Source organism: Paenirhodobacter sp. (assembly GCF_047600745.1).
Lineage (GTDB): Bacteria > Pseudomonadota > Alphaproteobacteria > Rhodobacterales > Rhodobacteraceae > Rhodobacter.
Genome location: NZ_JASGKI010000004.1, coordinates 1,640,121 through 1,658,867, shown reverse-complemented (window position 1 = coordinate 1,658,867; position 18,747 = coordinate 1,640,121). Strand labels below are relative to the sequence as shown.

Annotated in this window: 20 protein-coding genes and 2 pseudogenes; 14 read left to right on the top strand and 8 right to left on the bottom strand. The window is 67.7% G+C overall.

Annotated features, from left to right (window positions below):
* Positions 1-3 precede the first annotated feature (3 nt).
* The 5 genes and pseudogenes from QM789_RS16810 (at position 4) to QM789_RS16790 (ending at position 3,942) form a co-directional block, all read left to right on the top strand.
* Positions 4-967: pseudogene (locus QM789_RS16810) on the top strand (aspartate carbamoyltransferase catalytic subunit).
* Between the two features lie 8 nt (positions 968-975).
* Positions 976-1,596 (top strand): hypothetical protein, encoded by a 621-nt coding sequence (locus QM789_RS16805; RefSeq protein ID WP_420352983.1) that lies wholly within the window; start codon positions 976-978, stop codon positions 1,594-1,596.
* Entirely contained in the window at positions 1,593-2,870 is a 1,278-nt protein-coding gene (pyrC, locus tag QM789_RS16800; protein WP_420352982.1) for a dihydroorotase, read from the top strand. Before QM789_RS16805 ends, pyrC begins: the two co-directional genes overlap by 4 nt.
* Positions 2,871-2,882: 12 nt before the next feature.
* Positions 2,883-3,494, top strand: coding sequence for a glycerol-3-phosphate 1-O-acyltransferase PlsY (gene plsY, locus QM789_RS16795; RefSeq protein ID WP_420352981.1), 612 nt, complete (start codon positions 2,883-2,885; stop codon positions 3,492-3,494).
* Between the two features lie 43 nt (positions 3,495-3,537).
* The gene (locus tag QM789_RS16790) at positions 3,538-3,942 is read left to right on the top strand and encodes a DUF805 domain-containing protein (protein ID WP_420352980.1); all 405 of its coding nucleotides are present in this window, start codon (positions 3,538-3,540) and stop codon (positions 3,940-3,942) included.
* On the opposite strand, the gene QM789_RS16785 is transcribed toward QM789_RS16790, so the two are convergent.
* The 3 genes from QM789_RS16785 to QM789_RS16775 are packed head-to-tail and all read right to left on the bottom strand — an operon-like array spanning position 3,936 to position 6,582.
* The gene (locus QM789_RS16785; protein WP_420352979.1) at positions 3,936-5,300 is read right to left on the bottom strand and encodes a glutamate--cysteine ligase; all 1,365 of its coding nucleotides are present in this window, start codon (positions 5,298-5,300) and stop codon (positions 3,936-3,938) included. The genes QM789_RS16790 and QM789_RS16785 overlap by 7 nt on opposite strands.
* Before the next feature lie 35 nt (positions 5,301-5,335).
* Positions 5,336-5,857, bottom strand: coding sequence for a hypothetical protein (locus tag QM789_RS16780; protein WP_420352978.1), 522 nt, complete (start codon positions 5,855-5,857; stop codon positions 5,336-5,338).
* On the bottom strand, positions 5,857-6,582 hold the full coding sequence (locus QM789_RS16775) for a 16S rRNA (uracil(1498)-N(3))-methyltransferase (RefSeq protein WP_420352977.1): 726 nt from the start codon (positions 6,580-6,582) through the stop codon (positions 5,857-5,859). Before QM789_RS16775 ends, QM789_RS16780 begins: the two co-directional genes overlap by 1 nt.
* A 12-nt stretch (positions 6,583-6,594) precedes the next feature.
* Here QM789_RS16775 and ubiA point away from each other — a divergent pair, with 12 nt between their 5' ends.
* From ubiA to QM789_RS16730, 9 genes are all read left to right on the top strand, one after another.
* Positions 6,595-7,545 (top strand): 4-hydroxybenzoate octaprenyltransferase, encoded by a 951-nt coding sequence (gene ubiA / locus QM789_RS16770; RefSeq protein WP_420352976.1) that lies wholly within the window; start codon positions 6,595-6,597, stop codon positions 7,543-7,545.
* Between the two features lie 65 nt (positions 7,546-7,610).
* Entirely contained in the window at positions 7,611-7,934 is a 324-nt protein-coding gene (locus QM789_RS16765) for a hypothetical protein (protein ID WP_420352975.1), read from the top strand.
* A gap of 1 nt (position 7,935) precedes the next feature.
* Complete coding sequence (locus QM789_RS16760) at positions 7,936-9,606, top strand: OmpA family protein (RefSeq protein ID WP_420352974.1); 1,671 nt, start codon at positions 7,936-7,938, stop codon at positions 9,604-9,606.
* A 13-nt stretch (positions 9,607-9,619) separates the two neighbouring features.
* A complete protein-coding gene (locus tag QM789_RS16755) occupies positions 9,620-9,949 on the top strand; it encodes a hypothetical protein (RefSeq protein WP_420352973.1) in 330 nt (109 codons plus the stop codon).
* A 148-nt stretch (positions 9,950-10,097) separates the two neighbouring features.
* Complete coding sequence (gene mbfA / locus QM789_RS16750) at positions 10,098-11,075, top strand: iron exporter MbfA (protein ID WP_420352972.1); 978 nt, start codon at positions 10,098-10,100, stop codon at positions 11,073-11,075.
* Between the two features lie 31 nt (positions 11,076-11,106).
* Positions 11,107-12,027, top strand: a complete 921-nt coding sequence (locus tag QM789_RS16745) for an AEC family transporter (RefSeq protein ID WP_420352971.1) — start codon at positions 11,107-11,109, stop codon at positions 12,025-12,027.
* A gap of 10 nt (positions 12,028-12,037) precedes the next feature.
* Positions 12,038-12,868, top strand: coding sequence for an S-formylglutathione hydrolase (gene fghA, locus QM789_RS16740; protein ID WP_420352970.1), 831 nt, complete (start codon positions 12,038-12,040; stop codon positions 12,866-12,868).
* On the top strand, positions 12,865-13,317 hold the full coding sequence (locus tag QM789_RS16735) for a YaiI/YqxD family protein (protein WP_420353333.1): 453 nt from the start codon (positions 12,865-12,867) through the stop codon (positions 13,315-13,317). Before fghA ends, QM789_RS16735 begins: the two co-directional genes overlap by 4 nt.
* Positions 13,310-13,927, top strand: a complete 618-nt coding sequence (locus QM789_RS16730) for an HAD family hydrolase (protein WP_420352969.1) — start codon at positions 13,310-13,312, stop codon at positions 13,925-13,927. Before QM789_RS16735 ends, QM789_RS16730 begins: the two co-directional genes overlap by 8 nt.
* Here QM789_RS16730 and QM789_RS16725 read toward each other — a convergent pair.
* The 5 genes and pseudogenes from QM789_RS16725 to QM789_RS16705 form a co-directional block, all read right to left on the bottom strand.
* Positions 13,924-14,472 (bottom strand): YagU family protein, encoded by a 549-nt coding sequence (locus QM789_RS16725; RefSeq protein ID WP_420352968.1) that lies wholly within the window; start codon positions 14,470-14,472, stop codon positions 13,924-13,926. The two genes, QM789_RS16730 and QM789_RS16725, sit on opposite strands and share 4 nt — an antisense overlap.
* A 115-nt stretch (positions 14,473-14,587) precedes the next feature.
* Complete coding sequence (gene dxs, locus QM789_RS16720) at positions 14,588-16,489, bottom strand: 1-deoxy-D-xylulose-5-phosphate synthase (protein ID WP_420352967.1); 1,902 nt, start codon at positions 16,487-16,489, stop codon at positions 14,588-14,590.
* Between the two features lie 7 nt (positions 16,490-16,496).
* Positions 16,497-17,353, bottom strand: a pseudogene (locus QM789_RS16715) (polyprenyl synthetase family protein).
* The gene (locus tag QM789_RS16710) at positions 17,353-17,595 is read right to left on the bottom strand and encodes an exodeoxyribonuclease VII small subunit (protein WP_420352966.1); all 243 of its coding nucleotides are present in this window, start codon (positions 17,593-17,595) and stop codon (positions 17,353-17,355) included. The pseudogene QM789_RS16715 and the gene QM789_RS16710 overlap by 1 nt, the downstream one beginning before the upstream one ends.
* 491 nt (positions 17,596-18,086) lie before the next feature.
* Entirely contained in the window at positions 18,087-18,707 is a 621-nt protein-coding gene (locus QM789_RS16705) for a queuosine precursor transporter (RefSeq protein WP_420352965.1), read from the bottom strand.
* Positions 18,708-18,747: the final 40 nt, after the last annotated feature.

Below are 18,747 nucleotides of genomic sequence, written 5' to 3'. Positions count from 1 at the left end.
GTCATGGCGTTCCGCGCGCGGCATCTTCTGGGCATCGAACATCTGGCGCCGGAGGAGATCGTGACCGTTCTCGACCTCGCCGACCGTTACGTCGAACTGAACCGGCGGACGGTGAAGCGCACCGATGCGCTGGCGGGGCTGACCCAGATCAACATGTTCTTTGAAAACTCGACCCGCACGCAGTCGAGCTTTGAACTCGCGGGCAAGCGTCTGGGCGCCGATGTGATGAACATGTCGATGCAGACTTCCAGCGTGAAGAAGGGCGAGACGCTGATCGACACCGCGCTGACTCTGAACGCGATGCACCCGGATCTGCTGGTGGTGCGGCATGCGTCGTCGGGGGCGGTGGACCTGCTGGCGCAGAAGGTGAACTGCGCGGTGGTCAATGCGGGCGACGGCAAGCATGAACATCCGACGCAGGCGCTTCTGGATGCGCTGACGATTCGCCGCGCCAAGGGCCGGATCCAGGGGCTGACCGTGGCGATCTGCGGCGATGTCGCGCATAGCCGGGTGGCGCGGTCGAACATGCTGCTTCTGGGCAAGATGGAGAACCGCATCCGTCTGGTCGGGCCGCCGACGCTGATGCCCTCGGGGATCTCCGAATTCGGGGTCGAGGTCACGGACGACATGCGCGCGGGGCTGAAGGGCGCCGATGTGGTGATGATGCTGCGGCTGCAAAAGGAACGGATGGACGGCGGCTTCATCCCCTCCGAACGCGAATATTTCTTCCGCTACGGGCTCGATGCCGAAAAGCTTCTCGCATGCCAAACCCGATGCGATCGTGATGCACCCCGGCCCGATGAACCGCGGGGTGGAGATCGACGGCACCATCGCCGACGACATCACCCGCTCGGTGATCCAGGAACAGGTGGAGATGGGCGTTGCCGTGCGGATGGCGGTCATGGACCTTCTGGCGCAGAACCTGCGCGTGGAACGCGGCCGGGCGGCCGTGGGCACATTGATCTGAGGCCGCCCGTGAGCGACAGGCCGGACAAGGATGCGCTGCGCGACGAAGACCCGGTTCAGCTGGACCGTGGCACGGAGATCCCTTCGGTGCGCCGCGAACCGCCCCGCCGGGAGCCGCCCGCCTTCTGGCAGGGAATCATCGGGCCGGGCGAAACGGTCCTGTGGTTCGGCGCGCCGGATCCGGCGCTGGCGCGGGAGATCGGGCGCAAATGGCCGCCGCTGATGCTGGCGCTGTTCGCGCTCGGTGTCGTGCTGGGCATGGGGCTTCTGCTGCGCGAGGGCGAGTTTCCGCAAAAGGTGCTCGGCATGGCGATGGTCGTGCTTTGCGCCATGCAGATCGTGCGGGCATTTCAGCCACCCCGGCGCGACATCGGCTATCGCCATTACCTGCTGACCGACCGCGCCGCCTATGAAGCGCTCGTCCGCCCGGGCGCGACCCCCCGGGTCCGGCGCGAGGAAATCACCGCGCAGATGCCGCTCAGCGCGACGGAGACCTCCGTCACCCTCCGGGTCCGTGTCAGGACCAGCCGGGACCGTGCGGATGAGCCGGTCCTGTTTGCATTCAACCATATCCACGACGCGGCTCAGGTGCGCTCGCTGATCCGTGGCATCCAGAAGGCGAATCCATGACCCTGTTCCTTGCAAACGCCCGCCTGATCGACCCCGCCGCGCAGACGGAAACGCGCGGCAATCTGCTGGTGGAGGACGGCCTGATCCGCGAAGTCGGGCTGACCGAAGTGCCCGAGGGCGCGGGGGTGATCGACTGCGGCGGCATGTGCCTCGCGCCCGGGATCGTCGATTGGGGTGTGAAGATCGGCGAGCCGGGCGAGCGCCACAAGGAGAGCTTCCGCTCCGCCAGCCTCGCGGCGGCGGCGGGGGGCGTGACCACCATCATCGCGCGGCCCGATACGCTGCCCGCCATCGACGCGCCCGAATCGCTCGAATTCGTCACCCGGCGGGCGGGCGAGGCGCAGGTGAACATCCGCCACATGGCCGCGCTCACCAAGGGCCGCGCCGGGCGCGAGATGACCGAGATCGGCTTCCTGATGGATGCGGGGGCGATCGCCTTTACCGATGTGGATCATGTCGCGACCGATGCCAAGGTGCTGAGCCGCGCCTTCACCTATGCGCGGGCCTGCGGGGCGCTGGTCGTCGGCCATCCGCAGGAGCCGGGGCTGAGCCATGGCGCGGCGGTGACCTCGGGCAAGTTCGCCGCGCTGCGCGGCCTGCCGGGGGTCAGCCCGATGGCTGAACGGATGGGGCTGGAGCGTGACCTCGCGCTGGTCGAGATGACGGGCGTGCGCTACCACGCCGATCAGGTCACCGCCGCCGCCGCGCTGCCCGCGCTGGAACGGGCGAAGGCGGCGGGGCTCGATGTGACGGCGGGGGTGTCGGTCCATCACCTGACGCTGAACGAATTCGACGTGGGCGATTACCGCACCTTCTTCAAGTTGACCCCGCCCCTGCGCGCGGAACAGGACCGGCTGGCGGTGATCGCGGCGGTGGCCTCGGGGCTGGTCGACGTGATCTGTTCGATGCACACCCCGGCGGATGAGGAATCGAAGCGGCTGCCGTTCGAGGAAGCCGCCGCCGGGGCCGTCGGGCTGGAGACGCTGCTGCCCGCCGCGCTGCAGCTGGTCCATGCGGGGCATCTGAGCCTGCCGCAGCTGTTCCGGGCGCTGTCGCTCAACCCGGCGCGGCGGCTCGGCCTGCCGCAGGGGCGGCTGGAGGCGGGGGCGCCGGCGGATCTGGTGCTGTTCGATCCGGACGCGCCCTTCGTGCTGGACCGTTTCGCGCTGCATTCAAAATCGAAGAATACCCCCTTCGACGGCGCCCGGATGCAAGGAAAGGTTCTTGCCACGATCGTCGCGGGCGTGCAGGTATACAATAACAACAACAAATAAAACGAGGCAAACATGCCGGGGGCAGAGAGCGGGGCCATCATTCTGGCCGCGGTGGCGGTGCTGGGCTATCTGCTCGGCTCCATTCCTTTTGGCGTCGTGCTCACACGGATGCTGGGGCTTGGGGATCTGCGCCAGATCGGTTCGGGCAATATCGGCGCGACGAATGTGCTGCGCACCGGCAACAAGGCCGCCGCGCTGGCGACGCTGATTCTCGACGGGGCGAAGGGCGCGGTGGCGGTGTGGCTCGCGCGTGCGCTCCTCGGCAACGAGATGGCGGCGGCCATTGCGGGCGGGGCGGCCTTCATCGGGCATCTCTATCCGGTCTGGCTCGGCTTTCGCGGCGGCAAGGGGGTGGCGACCTTCCTCGGCACGCTCCTGGCGCTGGCCTGGCCGGTGGGGGTCGCGGCCTGTCTCGCCTGGCTGCTGACGGCGGTGGTGTCGCGGCTGTCGTCGCTCTCGGCGCTGGTCGCGGCGGCGGCTTCGGTGCCGCTGGCGATGATGCTCGGCCACCGCGAGCTGATGCCGCTTTTGACGATCATGGCGGTGCTGATCTTCTGGCGCCACCGGAGCAACATCCAGCGCATCGCCCAGGGGCGCGAACCGAGGATTGGCCAGAAGGGTTGATTTTCGCGGCCCTCCGGCGCCTGATGGCGCAAAGGAGTTCACCATGGGTTTTCAGGACGCCGTTCGCAAATGTTTCCGCGATTTCGCCACCTTCCGGGGCCGCGCGCCACGGTCGGAATTCTGGTGGTTCATGCTGTTCATTTTTCTGGGCCAGATCGTCTGCGCGGCGCTGGACCGGATGATCTTCGGCTCCGGCACCTTCGTCACCGGCACCGGATTCGCCTATTACGCCAGCAACGGCGGCCCGCTGGGGACGATCTTCACGCTGGTCTGCCTGCTGCCTTCGATCTCGGTGGGCGTGCGGCGGCTGCATGACACCAACCGCTCCGGCGGCTGGCTGTTCATCACGCTGATCCCGCTGATCGGGTCGCTGATCCTGCTGGTCTTCTTCACCCAGAGGGCGCCCGACGCCCCGCGCGAGCCGAATCGCTTCGGCCCGGCTCAGTAGCTGTAATCGCCGTAGATCCGGGACAGATCGCCCTGCCAGTCGCCTTCGTAGCGGGCAAGGAGTTCGTCCGCCGGGGTGCGGCCCGATGCCAGCGATTCGGCCACCGGATCCAGGAAACAGCTTTCATCCGCGATCACGCCATCCGCGCGGCCCCGCGCCACCAGACCGGCCCGCGCGATCTCTACCGCCTGTGCCGCGAGGTCACGCATCCGCACGCCGTTCGCCTCTCCGGCCAGCGCCTGTTTCGCCGCGACCCGGCGCAGGCCCTCGCGCGTTTCCGCATCCCAGCCCTTCACCAGATCCCAGGCCGCATCCAGCGCGCCGCCGTCATACATCAGCCCGACCCAGAACGCCGGAAGCGCCACCAGACGCCGCCACGAGCCGCCATCGGCGCCGCGCATCTCGATGTATTTCTTCACCCGCGCCTCGGGGAAGACGGTGGTCATGTGGTCCGCCCAATCCGAAAGCGTCGGCTTTTCGCCGGGCAGGGCGGGGAGTTCGCCCTTCAGGAAATCGCGGAACGACTGCCCGAGCGCGTCGATATATTTCCCGTCACGGTAGACGAAATACATCGGCACATCGAGAACATAATCCACATAGCGCTCATATCCCGCGCCGTCTTCGAACAGGAAGGGCAGCATGCCGGTGCGCGCAGCGTCGAGGTTCTGCCACACATTCCCGCGCCACGACCGGAAGCCGTTCGGCTGGCCGTCGAGGAAGGGCGAATTGGCGAACAGCGCCGTCGCCACCGGCTGCAAGGCCAGCGCGACGCGCATCTTCTTCACCATGTCCGCCTCGGAGGCATAGTCGAGATTCACCTGCACCGTGCAGGTGCGATACATCATCGTCTTGCCCATGGTGCCAACGCGGTCCATGTAATCCGTCATCAGCCGGTAGCGACCCTTCGGCATCATCGGCATCTGGTCCTGCGTCCAGATCGGTGCCGCGCCAAGGCCGAGGAACTTCGCCCCGAGCGGATCGCCAATCGCCGCCACCTCGCGCAGATGCCGGCCCAGTTCGGCATTCGTCTCGTGGATCGTCTCAAGCGGCGCGCCCGACAGTTCGAGCTGCCCGCCGGGTTCCAGGCTGACATTCGCGCCGTCGCGGGTCAGGCCGATGATATGGCCCTGCTCCAGCACCGGCTCCCAGCCGAACCTGTCGCGCAGCCCTTCGAGCATGGCGCGCACCGAGGTCGCGCCTTCATAGGGCAGGGGCAGCAGGGTCCGGGCATCGTAGCCGAATTTCTCATGCTCGGTGCCGATCCGCCAGTCCTGTGCGGGTTTCTCGCCCGAGGCGATATACTCGGCCAGTTGCTCGAACCGCTCGATCGGGCCGCCGCCCTGCTGGGGAATGGACATGTGCCCTCGCTTGGTTGTGGCGCCCACAGGTGGCGCTATCGTGCGTCCCTGTCAAGATGGCCCGGCCCGGGACGGCTCCACAGGCTCTGTGCGACCTCTTCGCGTTCCAATGCGTCGGCGAGGCGGCGCATGTCGATGCCGGGCAGGCTGGCGAAGGCGTCGAACAGGCTCTCCGCCCCCGAAGCGCCGGTCGGGATCAGGATTGCCTGCCCGTCCCCGGTCTTCAGCCGCCAGTAGCGGGCCGAGCGCAGCCGCAGCATCCGGATCTCGCTCAGATCATCGAGCGCGACATGCCCGCCAAGCGCCGCCCCCGCGCCGAAATAGGCGATCCGGCGTTCGTCCACCTCGACCAGACCGGGATCGGTGACCGGGCGGCTGAACCGGGTCCGGCGTAGCGCGGTGGCGCCCCAGACCAGCGCGACCATGGTCAGGCACAGCCCCACCGCCAGCAGGAACCACCCGCCCAGCACCGCGATCCAGATGCCGAGCGCCGCCGTCAGCCCCGCCGCGATCGTCTCGCCATGGCGGTGCAGCGCGGCGCGCAGCTCGGGCCGCATCAGCGCCAATCCCCAAGCGCCGCCTGCCACAGCGTGATCGCCGCGCAGGCCGCCGTATCCGCCCGCAGGATCCGGGGGCCGAGCGACACCGGCGTGACGAACTCCAACCCCCGCAGCCAGGTGCGTTCCGTTTCGGAAAACCCGCCCTCCGGCCCGATCAGCACCGCCCATGGCCCCGGCGCCAGCCCCGCCAGCGTTTCCGCCGGACCGGCAAGGCTTTCATCCGCCCACAGGATCCGCCGTGCCGGATCCCATCCGGCGATCAGCCGCCGCAGCGGGGTCAGGTCGGTGACTTCGGGGACATAGGTGCCCAGGCATTGCTCCGCCGCCTCCAGCGCATGGGCCTGTAGCCGGTCCTGCCGGATCCGCTGCGAATTGGTGAACTCCGTCTGCACCGGCACGATCCGCGCACAGCCCAACTCCGCCGCCTTTTCGACGATGAAATCGGTGCGCTCCTTCTTGATCGGCGCGAAAAGCAGCCACAGGTCCGGCGGGTCCAACTGCGGCGCGGCCTGTTCCAGACAGGCGAGCGTGCCGCCCTTCTTCGCCGCCGCCGCCACTTCGGCGGTCCATTCGCCATCGCGCCCGTTGAACAGCGCGACGCGCGTGCCCACCCCTTCGCGCATCACCGCGAACAGGTAATGCGCCTGATCCGGCGTCAAAGGCACGGCTTGCCCCGGGCGCAGGGGGTGGTCTACATGAAGTCTGATCTTGGCACGTTCCATGAGGCGCAGGTTATGCAAGGCACCCGTCAAACGCCAGAGGGCACCGTGGCCGATGCGGTTCGCGGCAATTGGGTGGACCGGCTGGCCCCGCCCGCAACGCGGCCCTATCTGCGGCTGAGCCGCGCGGACCGGCCGATCGGCACCTGGCTGCTGCTTTTGCCCTGCTGGTGGGGGATCGCGCTGGCGGCGGCATCCGATGCGCCGCGGTGGGTGGATCTGTGGCTGGTTATCGGCTCCGCCGCGGGCGCGTTTCTGATGCGCGGGGCGGGCTGCACCTGGAACGACATCACCGACCGCGACATTGACGCGGGCGTGGCGCGCACCCGCTCGCGGCCGATCCCCTCGGGGCAGGTGTCGGTGAAACAGGCGCTCGGCTGGCTGGTGGCGCAGGCGCTGGTCTCGGCGCTGATCCTGTTCAGCTTCAACGCGGCGGCGATCTGGCTTGGCGTGGCCTCGCTGATCCCGGTGGCGGTCTATCCCTTTGCCAAGCGGTTCACCTGGTGGCCGCAGGTGTTCCTCGGCATCGCCTTCAACTGGGGGGCGCTGCTGCTCTGGGCGGCGCACAAGGGGTCGCTGGGCTGGCCCGCCACGGTGCTGTGGCTGTCGGGCCTGATCTGGACGCTGTTCTACGATACGATCTATGCCCATCAGGACAAGGAAGACGACGTGCTGATCGGGGTGAAATCCACCGCCCGGCTGTTTGCCGAAAAGACGCCGCAATGGCTGGCGGGGTTCCTGGTGGTTTCCGTCCTGCTGATGGAGCTGGCGGTGTTCCTGGCGGTGCCGGCGGGGCCGGGGCTGTGGGTGGCGGCGCTGGCACCGCTGGCCTTTGGTGCGCATCTGGTGTGGCAGATGACCCGGCTCGATATCGACAACCCGGACACCTGCCTGAGGCTGTTCCGCGCGAACCGCGATGCCGGGCTGATCGCTGCGCTGATTCTCGCCGTTGCCGCGATCGTGTGATTGCCCCCTGCCGTCGGCCCGCTTAAGACGTCCGGAACCTGAACGGCCGTGAGGAGCCCCGACGCATGAGCGCCCGCACGAAGATCCTGACCACCGTCGCTTTCGCCTCCGCCGCCGTCATCGCGGCCTTTGTGGCGGGGGGCGCATCGACGGTGATCGAGGTGCGCTCCCGCAAGGCGCTGCAACTGGCGATGGAGACCTATGGCCATAGCTGGGTCGAGGTGCAGACCGATGGCTTGCAGGCGATCCTGCTCGGCACCGCGCCTTCGGAGGCCGAACGTTTCCGCGCCATCACCCGCGCCGGAACCGTGGTCGAATTCGAACCGAATCGTCGACAATACCGATGTCGAGAACACGCAGACCGCCGCGCCGCCGGAATTTTCGCTTGAGATGCTGCGCAACGATGACGGGATTTCGCTGATCGGGCTGGTGCCCGCCACGACCGACCGCGAAAAGCTGGTCGCTTCGCTGCGCGCCGCGATCGGGGGGACGGTTGTCGATATGCTGGAGACCGCCGATTACCCGGCCCCCGCCGGTTGGGACCGGGCGATGAACTTCGGGCTGGAGACGATCCGCACGCTGCCGCGCTCGAAGATTTCCGTCGATCCGGGACGGGTCGCGGTGCAGGCGATCGCTGACAGCCCGGCGGACAAGGTGCGGATCGAAACCGCGCTCGCCCGTCGCCGCCCCGCCGATCTGGAACTCGCGCCCGAGATTTCGGCGCCGCGCCCGGTGATCACCCCCTTCACCCTGCGCTTCGTGATCGACGGGGAGGGCGCGCGTTTCGACGCCTGTTCCGCCGATACCGAGCGCGCCCGCGACCGGATTCTGACCGCCGCGCGCGAGGCCGGGGCCGAGGGCGCGCAGGGCTGCACCATCGGCATGGGCACGCCCTCGCCGCAATGGGCGGATGCGGTGGTGATGGCGCTCGGCGCGCTGAAGGGGATGGGGCAGGGCACGCTGACCTTTTCCGATGCGGACATCAGCCTGGTGGCCGCGCCCTCGGTTGCCGCCGAGGTCTATGACGATACGGTCGGCAGGCTGGAATCGAACCTGCCCGCGGTGTTCTCGCTGAAGGCCGAACACGAAAAGCCGGAGCAGGAAGCCACCGCCCAGCCGCAGTTTTCGGCGCTGCGCGGCGAGGATGGCAAGGTCGATCTGCGCGGCCGCCTGCCCGATGCGCGGGCGCGCACGGCGCTCGAAAGTCTGGCGCGGGCACGGTTCGGCGCGGATGCTGTCCGGGGCGCGACGCGGCTGGACGAAACCTTGCCGAACGGCTGGCAGGTGCGGACGATGGCCGCGCTGGAGGCGCTGGCTGCGCTGTCGCGGGGATCGGTCACCGTCACGCCCGACCTCGTGCGGGTCAGCGGCGTCACCGGTAATCCGCAGGCCTCGGATACCGTCGCGCGCCTGCTGGCGCATCGGCTGGGAGAGGATGCGCCGATCTCGCTCTCGATCCGCTATGACCGGCGGCTGGATCCGGTTCTGGGCCTGCCGGACGGGCCGGAATGTGTCGAGCGGCTGAACGGCGTGCTCAAGGCGCGCAAGATCACCTTCGAGCCCGGCTCCGCCGTCATCGACAAGGGCACCAGCGGCACGATGGATGCGCTGGCCGCCGCGATGAAGGATTGCGAGGATTTCGGCATGGAGATCGCGGGTCATACCGACAGCCAGGGCCGCGACGAAATGAACCTCGCGCTCAGCCAGAGCCGGGCGGATGCCGTTCTGGCGGGGCTGGCCGAACGGCGCGTGCTGACCGGCAACCTGACCGCGAAAGGCTATGGCGAGACCCAGCCGATCGCCGACAACAAGACCGAAGCCGGGCGCGAGGAGAACCGGCGGATCGAATTCGTCCTGCTCGACGCGAACCCCGTGGTGACCCCGCCGCCCGCGGACCCGCCCGAAAACCCCAGGGAGGATGAACCGACCGGGGCGCCGATGGGCGAGGAGGGCGAGCTTCCGCCCGAGCAGGATCCGGCGATCGCGATTCCCGTCGCCCCGGCGCAGGAGTCCCCCGCCCAACCCGAACAGCGCCCCGACGGGCTCCAGACCCAGCCCTGAGCCGAGGACCGATATGAACCGCACCGAATTCATCACCGCCACCGCGATCATCCTGTTCCTGTTCTTCTGTCTGGGCTGGTTCGCCTGTTGGCTGATGCACCGGCTGACGCGGGTGTCGAAGGCGGATATGGGCGAACTGGAGCAGATGGCGCAGGCCCTGCACGAGGCCGAGGAGGGCCGCGACGAGGCGCTGGCCTATCTGGAAAGCCGGGAGGGCGCCCTGGGCAACCAGCTCGCGCAGACCGAGGCGGAATTGCGTGCCGCGATGGACGGCCTGCGCGTGGCCCGGCGCGAGGCGACGGAACTGCGCGCAGAGCTGGAACGGGCGCGCTCCGGGCACTGACCCCTTCGGTCCCCCGCAGGTTTGCGGAAGGAACCCCGCCGCCTGTCTTCGATCGGCGCCCTGTTGCGTGGGCGGTTTCATCCGCGCGGCATTGAAACTGCCTGGCGAAGGGTCTAGTTTAGAACTGTTCTAAATTCTAGGTATCCCGATGTTCTCCGCCCTCGCCGCGCGCCGCCGTTTCTCCGATCTCAGCGAACAGGAAGTGCTCGCGCTGGCGATTTCATCCGAGGAGGATGACGCCCGGATCTATCGCACCTACGCGGAGCGCCTGCGGGTGCAGTATCCGGCCACGGCGGCGGTTTTCGAGGGCATGGCGGCCGAGGAGGACGAACACCGCCGCATGCTGATCGAGCGTCATCAGGCCCGGTTCGGCGAGGTGATCCCGCTGATCCGGCGCGAACATGTGGCGGGGTATTACGCGCGCAAGCCGGTCTGGCTCGCGGCGAATCTCTCGCTCGACAAGATCCGGGCCGAGGCCGAGGCGATGGAACGCGATGCGGCCAGTTTCTACATCCATGCCGCGCAGCACACGCAGGATGCGGCGACGCGCAAGCTTCTGGGCGATCTGGCCGAGGCGGAGCAGGATCACGAAAAGCGGGCCGAGGAACTGGAGGCCACGAACCTTACCCATGATGCAAGGGACGAGGAAAACCGCGCCGCCTATCGGCAGTTCATCCTGACCTGGGTGCAGCCGGGGCTGGCGGGGTTGATGGATGGGTCGGTGTCCACCCTCGCGCCGATCTTCGCCACCGCTTTCGCGACGCAGAACAGCCATACCACGCTGCTGGTGGGGCTGGCTTCGGCGGTGGGGGCGGGGATTTCGATGGGCTTCACCGAAGCCGCGCATGACGATGGCGTGATCTCGGGCCGTGGCAGCCCGATCAAGCGCGGGCTTGCCTCCGGGCTGATGACGGCGGCGGGGGGGCTTGGCCATGCGCTGCCCTATCTGATCGCGGATTTCTGGACCGCGACGATGGTGGCGGTCATGGTGGTCTTCGTCGAACTCTGGCTGATCGCCTGGATCCAGAACAGATACATGGAAACCCCTTTCCTGCGCGCCGTGGTGCAGGTGGTGATCGGCGGCGTTCTAGTTTTCCTCGCGGGCACGCTGATCGGTGCCGGCTGACAGCGCGCGCCGGGCGTGCTAGCCCTGCGTCATGCTGGCGATCTTTCTCAGGACACTTCCCTTTTTCGCGCTGATCGGGCTGGGCTATGGCGCGGGCCGGGCGCGGTTCTTTCCGCCGCAGGCGACCGCCGCGCTGACGAAATTCGTGTTCTACTTCGCGCTGACGGCGATGCTGTTCCGGTTTTCGGCAACGCTGCCGATCGGGGAGCTGTTCGATCCGGCGTTTCTGGCGGCCTATCTGACGGGTTCGGTTCTGGTCTGGGCCATTGGCTTCGCGGTCGCCCGGGCGCGGGGCCTGCCGCTCGCCGAAGCGGCGATGGAGGCGCATGCCTGCATGACCGGCAACACCGGCTTTCTGGGCGTGCCGATGCTGGTGGTGCTGCTCGGGCCACAGGCGGCGGGGCCAGTGCTGATGGTGCTGACGGCGGATATGGTGGTGTTCTCGACGCTGATCACCGTGATCGTTACCGCCGCGCGGCAGGGCAGGGTCGCGCCGGGGCCGATCGCGCTTGGCCTGTTGCGCAATCCGATGATCGTGTCGATGGCGGCGGGGCTGGCCTGGTCCGGGCTGCACCTGCCGATGCCGCAGGCTTTCGCGGATTTCCTGGCGCTGCTCGGCGCGGCGGCGACGCCCGGCGCGCTGTTCGCGATCGGCGCCTCGCTCGCGGCGACCTCGGCGGAACGGCCCGGCCCGGCGGCCTGGCTGTCCTTCGCCAAGCTCGTGCTGCATCCGGCGGCGGTGGCGGGGATGGCGCTGTGGCTGTTTCCGGTCGAGCCCTTTGCCGCGGGGGTGATGATCGCCGCCGCGGCCTTGCCCGTGGCGGGGAATGTCTACATTCTGGCGGCGTATTTCGGGATCGCGATGCAGCGGGTGTCTTCCGCCATCCTGATCTCGACGGCGGTCAGCATCCTGACCATCCCAGGCGTCATCGCTTGGGTCACGCATCACTAAGGAGGGCGCCATGCGCACGATTTCGGAAAACAGGTGCTTCGGCGGGATGCAGGGGGTCTATGCGCATGCGTCGGAGGTCACCGGCTGCGAAATGACTTTCGGCCTGTTCCTGCCCGCCGAGGCGATCGAGCGCCCGGTGCCGGTGCTGTGGTATCTGTCGGGCCTGACCTGCACCCATGAAAACGCGATGGTGAAGGCGGGCGCGCAGCGGTTTGCCGCCGAACAGGGCATCGCGCTGGTCTTCCCCGATACCTCGCCGCGCGGGCCGGGGGTGGCGGATGACGCGGCCTATGACCTCGGTCAGGGGGCGGGGTTCTACGTCAATGCCACGCAAGATCCGTGGGCGCCGCATTTCCGGATGTGGGATTACCTCGCGCAGGAGCTGCCCCGCGTCGTCACCGCGGGCTTCGAGATCGCCGAGGACCGGCAGGCGATCACCGGCCATTCGATGGGCGGGCATGGCGCGCTGACCCTCGCGATGAGCCTGCCGGGGCGGTTCCGCTCGGTTTCGGCCTTCGCGCCGATCGCGAATCCGACGGGCAGCGACTGGGGCCGCAAGCAGTTCGCGGCCTATCTGGGCCCGGACGAAAGCCGCTGGCGGGCGCATGACGCCTCGGTGCTGATGGCGGAGAGGGGCTTTGACGGCGAGGTGCTGATCGACCAGGGCGCCTCGGATCAGTTCCTCGACCTGCTCCGCCCCGAGGCGCTGGCACAGGCGATGGCGGTGCGGCGGCAGCCCGGCGCCTTCCGGATGCAGAAGGGCTACGACCACAGCTATTTCTTCGTCTCGACCTTTATCGAGGATCACATCGCCTTCCATGCCGAGGCTTTGTGGCGGTGATTTGGGTCGATGCCGATGCCTGCCCGGTGAAGGACGAGGCCGAGCGCGTGGCCACCCGGCTGCGCGTGCCGCTGTCCTTCGTGTCGAACGGCGGGCTGCGGCCTTCGGCCAATCCGTTGGTGAGCATGGTCTATGTCGCGCAGGGCCCGGACGAGGCGGACAAATACATCGCCGACCGCGCCGGGCCGGGCGATGTTGTGGTGACGAATGACATCCCGCTTGCGGCGAAATGCGTGGCGGCGGGGGCGCGCGTGCTGCGCCCGGATGGCGAGGCGCTGACGCCCGCGAATATCGGCAACGTGCTGGCGACGCGCGACCTGATGGCGGATCTGCGCGCGGCCGATCCGTTCCGGCAGGGCGGCGGGCGGGCGTTCAGCCGCGCCGACCGCTCGCATTTCCTGGATGCGCTGGACCGCGCGGTGCGCGCGGCGGGGAGGGAGAATGGTTGAGGCGGTGATCTTCGACATCGGCAATGTGCTGATCGAATGGCAACCCGAACGGCATTACGACAGCATCATGCCGCGTGTCGCGCGGGAGGCGATGTTCGCCGAGGTCGACCTGCATGCGATGAACGACGTGATCGACCGGGGCGGGCCGTTTCGGGAAACCGTCGCCGCCTGCGCCGCGCGCTATCCGCGCTGGCGTGACGCGATCCTGCGCTGGCACGACGACTGGCTGCACATGGCCGCGCCAGAGATTCCGCAGTCGGTCCGGCTTCTGCGGGCGTTGCGGGCGCGGGGCGTGCCGGTGTTCGCGCTGACGAATTTCGGGGTCGAGACCTTTGCGCTGGCACAGGAGCACTACCCCTTCCTGCGCGAATTCGACCGGGCCTTCGTGTCGGGGCATCTGCGCATCGCGAAGCCCGATCCGGCGATCTACGAGCGGGTCGAGGCCGAGACCGGCCTGACCGGTGCGCGGATCCTGTTCACCGACGACCGGGCGGACAATATCGCCACCGCCCACATCCGGGGTTGGAAGACGCATCGGTTCGAGGGGCCGGAGGGTTGGGCGGCGCGGCTGGTGGCCGAGGGGTTACTGGCCGCGCAGGACGCAGATTAAGCGACCCAGTTGCCCTTGATCGGACGGCCCAGATAGGCGAGCACCGCGATCATGCAGACCTCGATCGACACCGACCAGTAGATATGGCCGAGGATCTCGCTCGACAGTTCCGCCGCGTTCAGGTTCCAGATCCAGCCCTTCGCGCCATCGGCATACACCGGGTTGCGGAAACCCAGCAGCGGGATCAGGAAGCCGTGCATCACCACCGCGATGACCAGCCCGTAAAGCGCGCCGAACCACAGCCGGATCTGCGGCCACCAGATCGACCCCGCCACATAGACGAAGGCGAAGGCAAAGCTGAACAGCCAGTGATAGAGCGTGATCGCCCCCGAGACCGTCGCGCCCTGATAGACGTAATCGAGCGAATGCGAATTGACCCCGAGCCAGCCGAGCCAGGCGTCGATATGCGCGCCGGGCGGGGAGACTTCGCCCGGAACCCGCGGCGGCATGTTGACCTCGGATCCCCATTTGACCAGCGAACTGAAGAATCCGCCGACAAGGGTGGTCCAGAGGATGACCTGGCGGTTGACCTTGTTTTGCAGCATTTCCGTTTCCTTTCGAGAGCCAGGCGACTCACCCGGCGGTGGCAGCGTTAACGCAAACCGTCGGAGGAAACAGGGGCTATGGATTCAGGTTTGCGCGCCGCGCATGACGGGGTTGTCAGGCCCGCCGCGCCACCGCCACGCCAAGCAGATCAAGCACCTTCGCCTCGATATCCGCGGCGTTCATCCGGGCGGAGGCATACATGTCCTCGGCATTCGCATGGTCGATGAAGGTGTCGGGCAGGATCATGGAACGGAACCGATAGCCCCGGTCGAACACGCCCTGATCGTGCAGGAACTGCTGCACATGGCTGCCGAAGCCGCCGATGGCGCCCTCTTCGATGGTGATCAGCGCCTCGTGCTCCGCCACCAGTCGCAGGATCAGATCGGTATCCAGCGGCTTGGCAAAGCGCGCATCGGCGATGGTGGGGGTGATGCCGCGCGCGACCAGCGCCTCGCGCGCCTTCAGCACCTCGGCCAGACGGGTGCCGAAGGACAGGATCGCGACGCGCGTCCCTTCGACCACCACCCGGCCCCGGCCGATTTCCAGCACGCGGCCTTCATCGGGCATCTCGACGCCCATCCCCTCGCCGCGCGGATAGCGGAAGGCGATCGGCCCTTCGTCATGCGCCGCCGCGGTGGCGACCATATGGACCAGTTCCGCCTCATCCGCCGCTGCCATCACCACCATGCCCGGCAGCGAGGACATGAAGCCGATGTCGAAGGCCCCGGCATGGGTCGCGCCATCCGCGCCCACCAGCCCGGCCCGGTCGATCGCGAAGCGCACCGGCAGGCGCTGGATCGCGACATCATGCACGACCTGATCGTAGCCGCGTTGCAGGAAGGTGGAATAGATCGCGCAGAACGGTTTCATCCCGCTCGCCGCCAGCCCGGCGGAAAAGGTCACCGCGTGCTGTTCCGCAATGCCCACGTCGAAACAGCGGCGGGGGAATTCCTTGGCAAACAGGTCGAGCCCGGTGCCATCGGGCATCGCGGCGGTGATCGCGACGATCTTTTCATCGCGCTGCGCCGCGCGGATCAGGCTTTGCGCAAAGACCTTGGTATAGCTCGGCGCGTTCGACGGCGCCTTGACCTGCGCCCCGGTCGCCACGTCGAACCGCGCGGTGGCATGGCCCTTGTCGGCGCGGGCCTCGGCGGGGGCATAGCCCTTGCCCTTCTTGGTCAGCGCATGGATCAGCACCGGCCCCTTCGCCCGCGCCTTGAGCGTGCGCAAGAGCGGCAGCAGCGTGTCCAGATCATGCCCATCTACCGGGCCGACATAGGTGAATCCCAGCTTCTCGAACAGCGTGCCGCCGACCGCCATGCCCTTCAGCAGATCCTTCGCCCGGCGTGCGCCTTCCTGGAACGGTTCGGGCAGCAGGCTCACCGCGCCCTTGGCGACGGCCTTCAGATCCTGCATCGGCGCCTCGGCATAAAGCCGGGTCAGATAGGCCGACAGCGCGCCGACCGGCGGGGCGATCGACATTTCATTGTCGTTCAGCACGACGAAAAGCCGCTTGCCCAGATGGCCTGCGTGGTTCATCGCCTCGAACGCCATGCCGCCCGACATCGCCCCGTCGCCGATCACGGCAATCGCATCGCCGGTTTCCGCGCCCAGTTCGCGCCCCATCGCAAAGCCCACCGCCGCCGAAATGGAGGTGGAGCTATGCCCCGCGCCGAACGGGTCATAGGGGCTTTCGGAGCGTTTGGTAAAGCCCGACAGCCCGCCCTTCATCCGCAGCGTGCGGATCCGGTCGCGCCGCCCGGTGAGGATCTTGTGCGGGTAGCACTGGTGGCCCACGTCCCAGATGATCTTGTCGCGCGGCGCATCGAACACGGCATGCAGCGCCACGGTCAGTTCGACCACCCCCAGCCCCGCGCCCAGATGGCCGCCCGTTTCCGAAACGGCGGCAATCGTTTCCGATCGCAATTCGGTTGCCAGCCGCTTCAGGTCGGCATCCGACAGCGCCTTCATGTCCGAAGGCAGATGCACGCGGTCGAGGGTCGGGGTCTGGCTCATCGCTGGCTCACTTGTCGCGGGCGATCACATAGCGCGCCGCCTGTTTCAAGGTTTCGGCCTTTTCGCCATACGGGCGCAAGGGCGGCTTCGGCCTCGGCCACCAGTTCGGCGGCGCGGCGCTTGGCCCCGTCGAGCCCGAGGAGCGAGACGAAGGTCGCCTTGCCCGCCTCCGCATCCTTGTGCAGCCGCTTGCCGGCGGCTTCCTCGGAGCCCTCGACATCCAGAATATCGTCCGCGATCTGGAACGCGAGCCCGAGCGCGCGTGCATACTCCGCGAGCGGCGCCCGCTCCGCCCCGGCCAGAATCGCCCCTGCCTGAGCGGCAAAGGAGATCAGCGCCCCGGTCTTGCCCGCCTGCAACCGGGTGATTTCCGCAAGGGTCAGCGGCTCAGGCGCGGTTTCCGCCGCAATGTCCAGCATCTGGCCATAGACCATGCCGCGTGCGCCCGATGCCCCGGCCAGCGCCGCGACCAGCTCCACCCGATGCGGGCCGAGCGCGGGATCGGTGCAAAGCTCGAAGGCCAGCGTTTGCAGCGCATCCCCCGCCAGAACCGCCACCGCCTCATCCCATTTCACATGGACCGTCGGCAGGCCCCGGCGCAGGTCATCGTCATCCATGCAGGGCAGATCGTCATGCACCAGCGAATAGGCATGCAGCGCCTCGACCGCCGCGGCGGCGGGCATCGCATCCCGCACATCGAACAGCGCCGCCGACTTCGAGCACGAGAAACGCCCGCAGCCGCTTGCCACCCGTCGCCGCATAGGCCATCGCGTCGCGCAGCGGACCCGCCGGATAGCGTGCGATCGCGGCGTCCAGCGCGGCGCCAACCGCGTGCTGCACCTGAGACAGACGTTCCGGAAACATCACAGACCTTCGACCGGCACCGTCCCGGTGGGTGCGCCATCGGCGCCGAGGGTGATCTTCTCCACCCGCTCCTCGGCCTCCTTGAGCAGTTTCGCGCAGCGTTCCTTCAGCGCGGCGCCGCGCTCGTAAAGCCGGATTGATTCGTCCAGCGGCACTTCCCCGCGTTCGAGCCGCCCGACGACGCCCTCAAGTTCCTTCATCGCCTGTTCGAAGCTCATCGCGGACACGTCGGCATCGCTCATCGCAGGTTCCTTTTTCTTTGACCGCCACGGCATGCCACGGATGGCCCGCGGTTTCCAGCCTCAGATCGGTGCGCGGGTGGGATTGTGAACCCCCGGGGAAATCCCGCCCGGCGGCGTCCGGGCGCGCGGAGACGCTTTGCCGAGAGGGATTCCGCGCCTGCGCGGGCCGAGACATGCGCAGGGCAGCGGCGTTCCGCGGACGAAAACGGGGGGGGCGGTCGCGGCGGGTGGGGCCGGGAACTGCCGAAATAGAAAGGGCCGCGGCATCCGCACGCGGCCCTCCGAGATCTACGGAGATGGTCCGGTTAGGGTCTTGGACAAGATCCATCCGTCCCAGCCAGGGTTCTCGACCCTTGGGGTTGCCCTCAGGCCTCGGCCCCCCTGGCTGTCCCGACACCTCTCTCCAATATCACTCTAGACACTGGACCACCTCCTTTCATGCGTTGCCGATAAGCTGAAGGTGGCACATATCTGGTCTATGGCAAGTTAATTCACGCAACCCGTGGCGTGTTTCTCCAGACGATTGCCCGATAAGGCGTCAAAGCGATTACGGCTATAGCAACTTTGACACACCAATCGGCCAGCCCGAGCGAAACCCACAGTGGAACCTGCGGCCCGACGCCCAGAAGCGGCAGCACCTCGTTCGCCCAGGCGACATCGTTCGAGGGTTCGAGGAAGCTCAGCTGCGCGGCGAAAGCCACGGTGAAGAAGATCGCCGTATCGAGGCAGGAGCCGAGGAAAGAGGCGAACAGCGGCGCCTTCCACCAGCTTAGCCGCCGCAGCATGTTGAAGACCGAGACATCGGTCAGTTGCGCGCACAGGAAGGCCAGCCCCGAGGCGATGGCGACGCGCAGGCTGACCAGCGCGCCGAATTCGCCCTGCATCTGCGAGCCGATGATCGAACAGACCACGCCGACCGCGAAGCCCGCATAGATCACCCGCCGCGCGGCCTGCGGCCCGTAGAGGCGGTTCATCAGGTCGGTGACGAGGAAGGCGAAGGGATAGGTGAAGGCGCCCCAGGTCAGCCATTGGCCGAACAGGTGCTGCACCAGGATGTTGGACACCACGACGACGATCGTCATGGCGAGGATGCCGGGCATCAGACGTTTCATGGTTCACCGTTTTTACATGGTCGCGGGGACATGGTCCGAA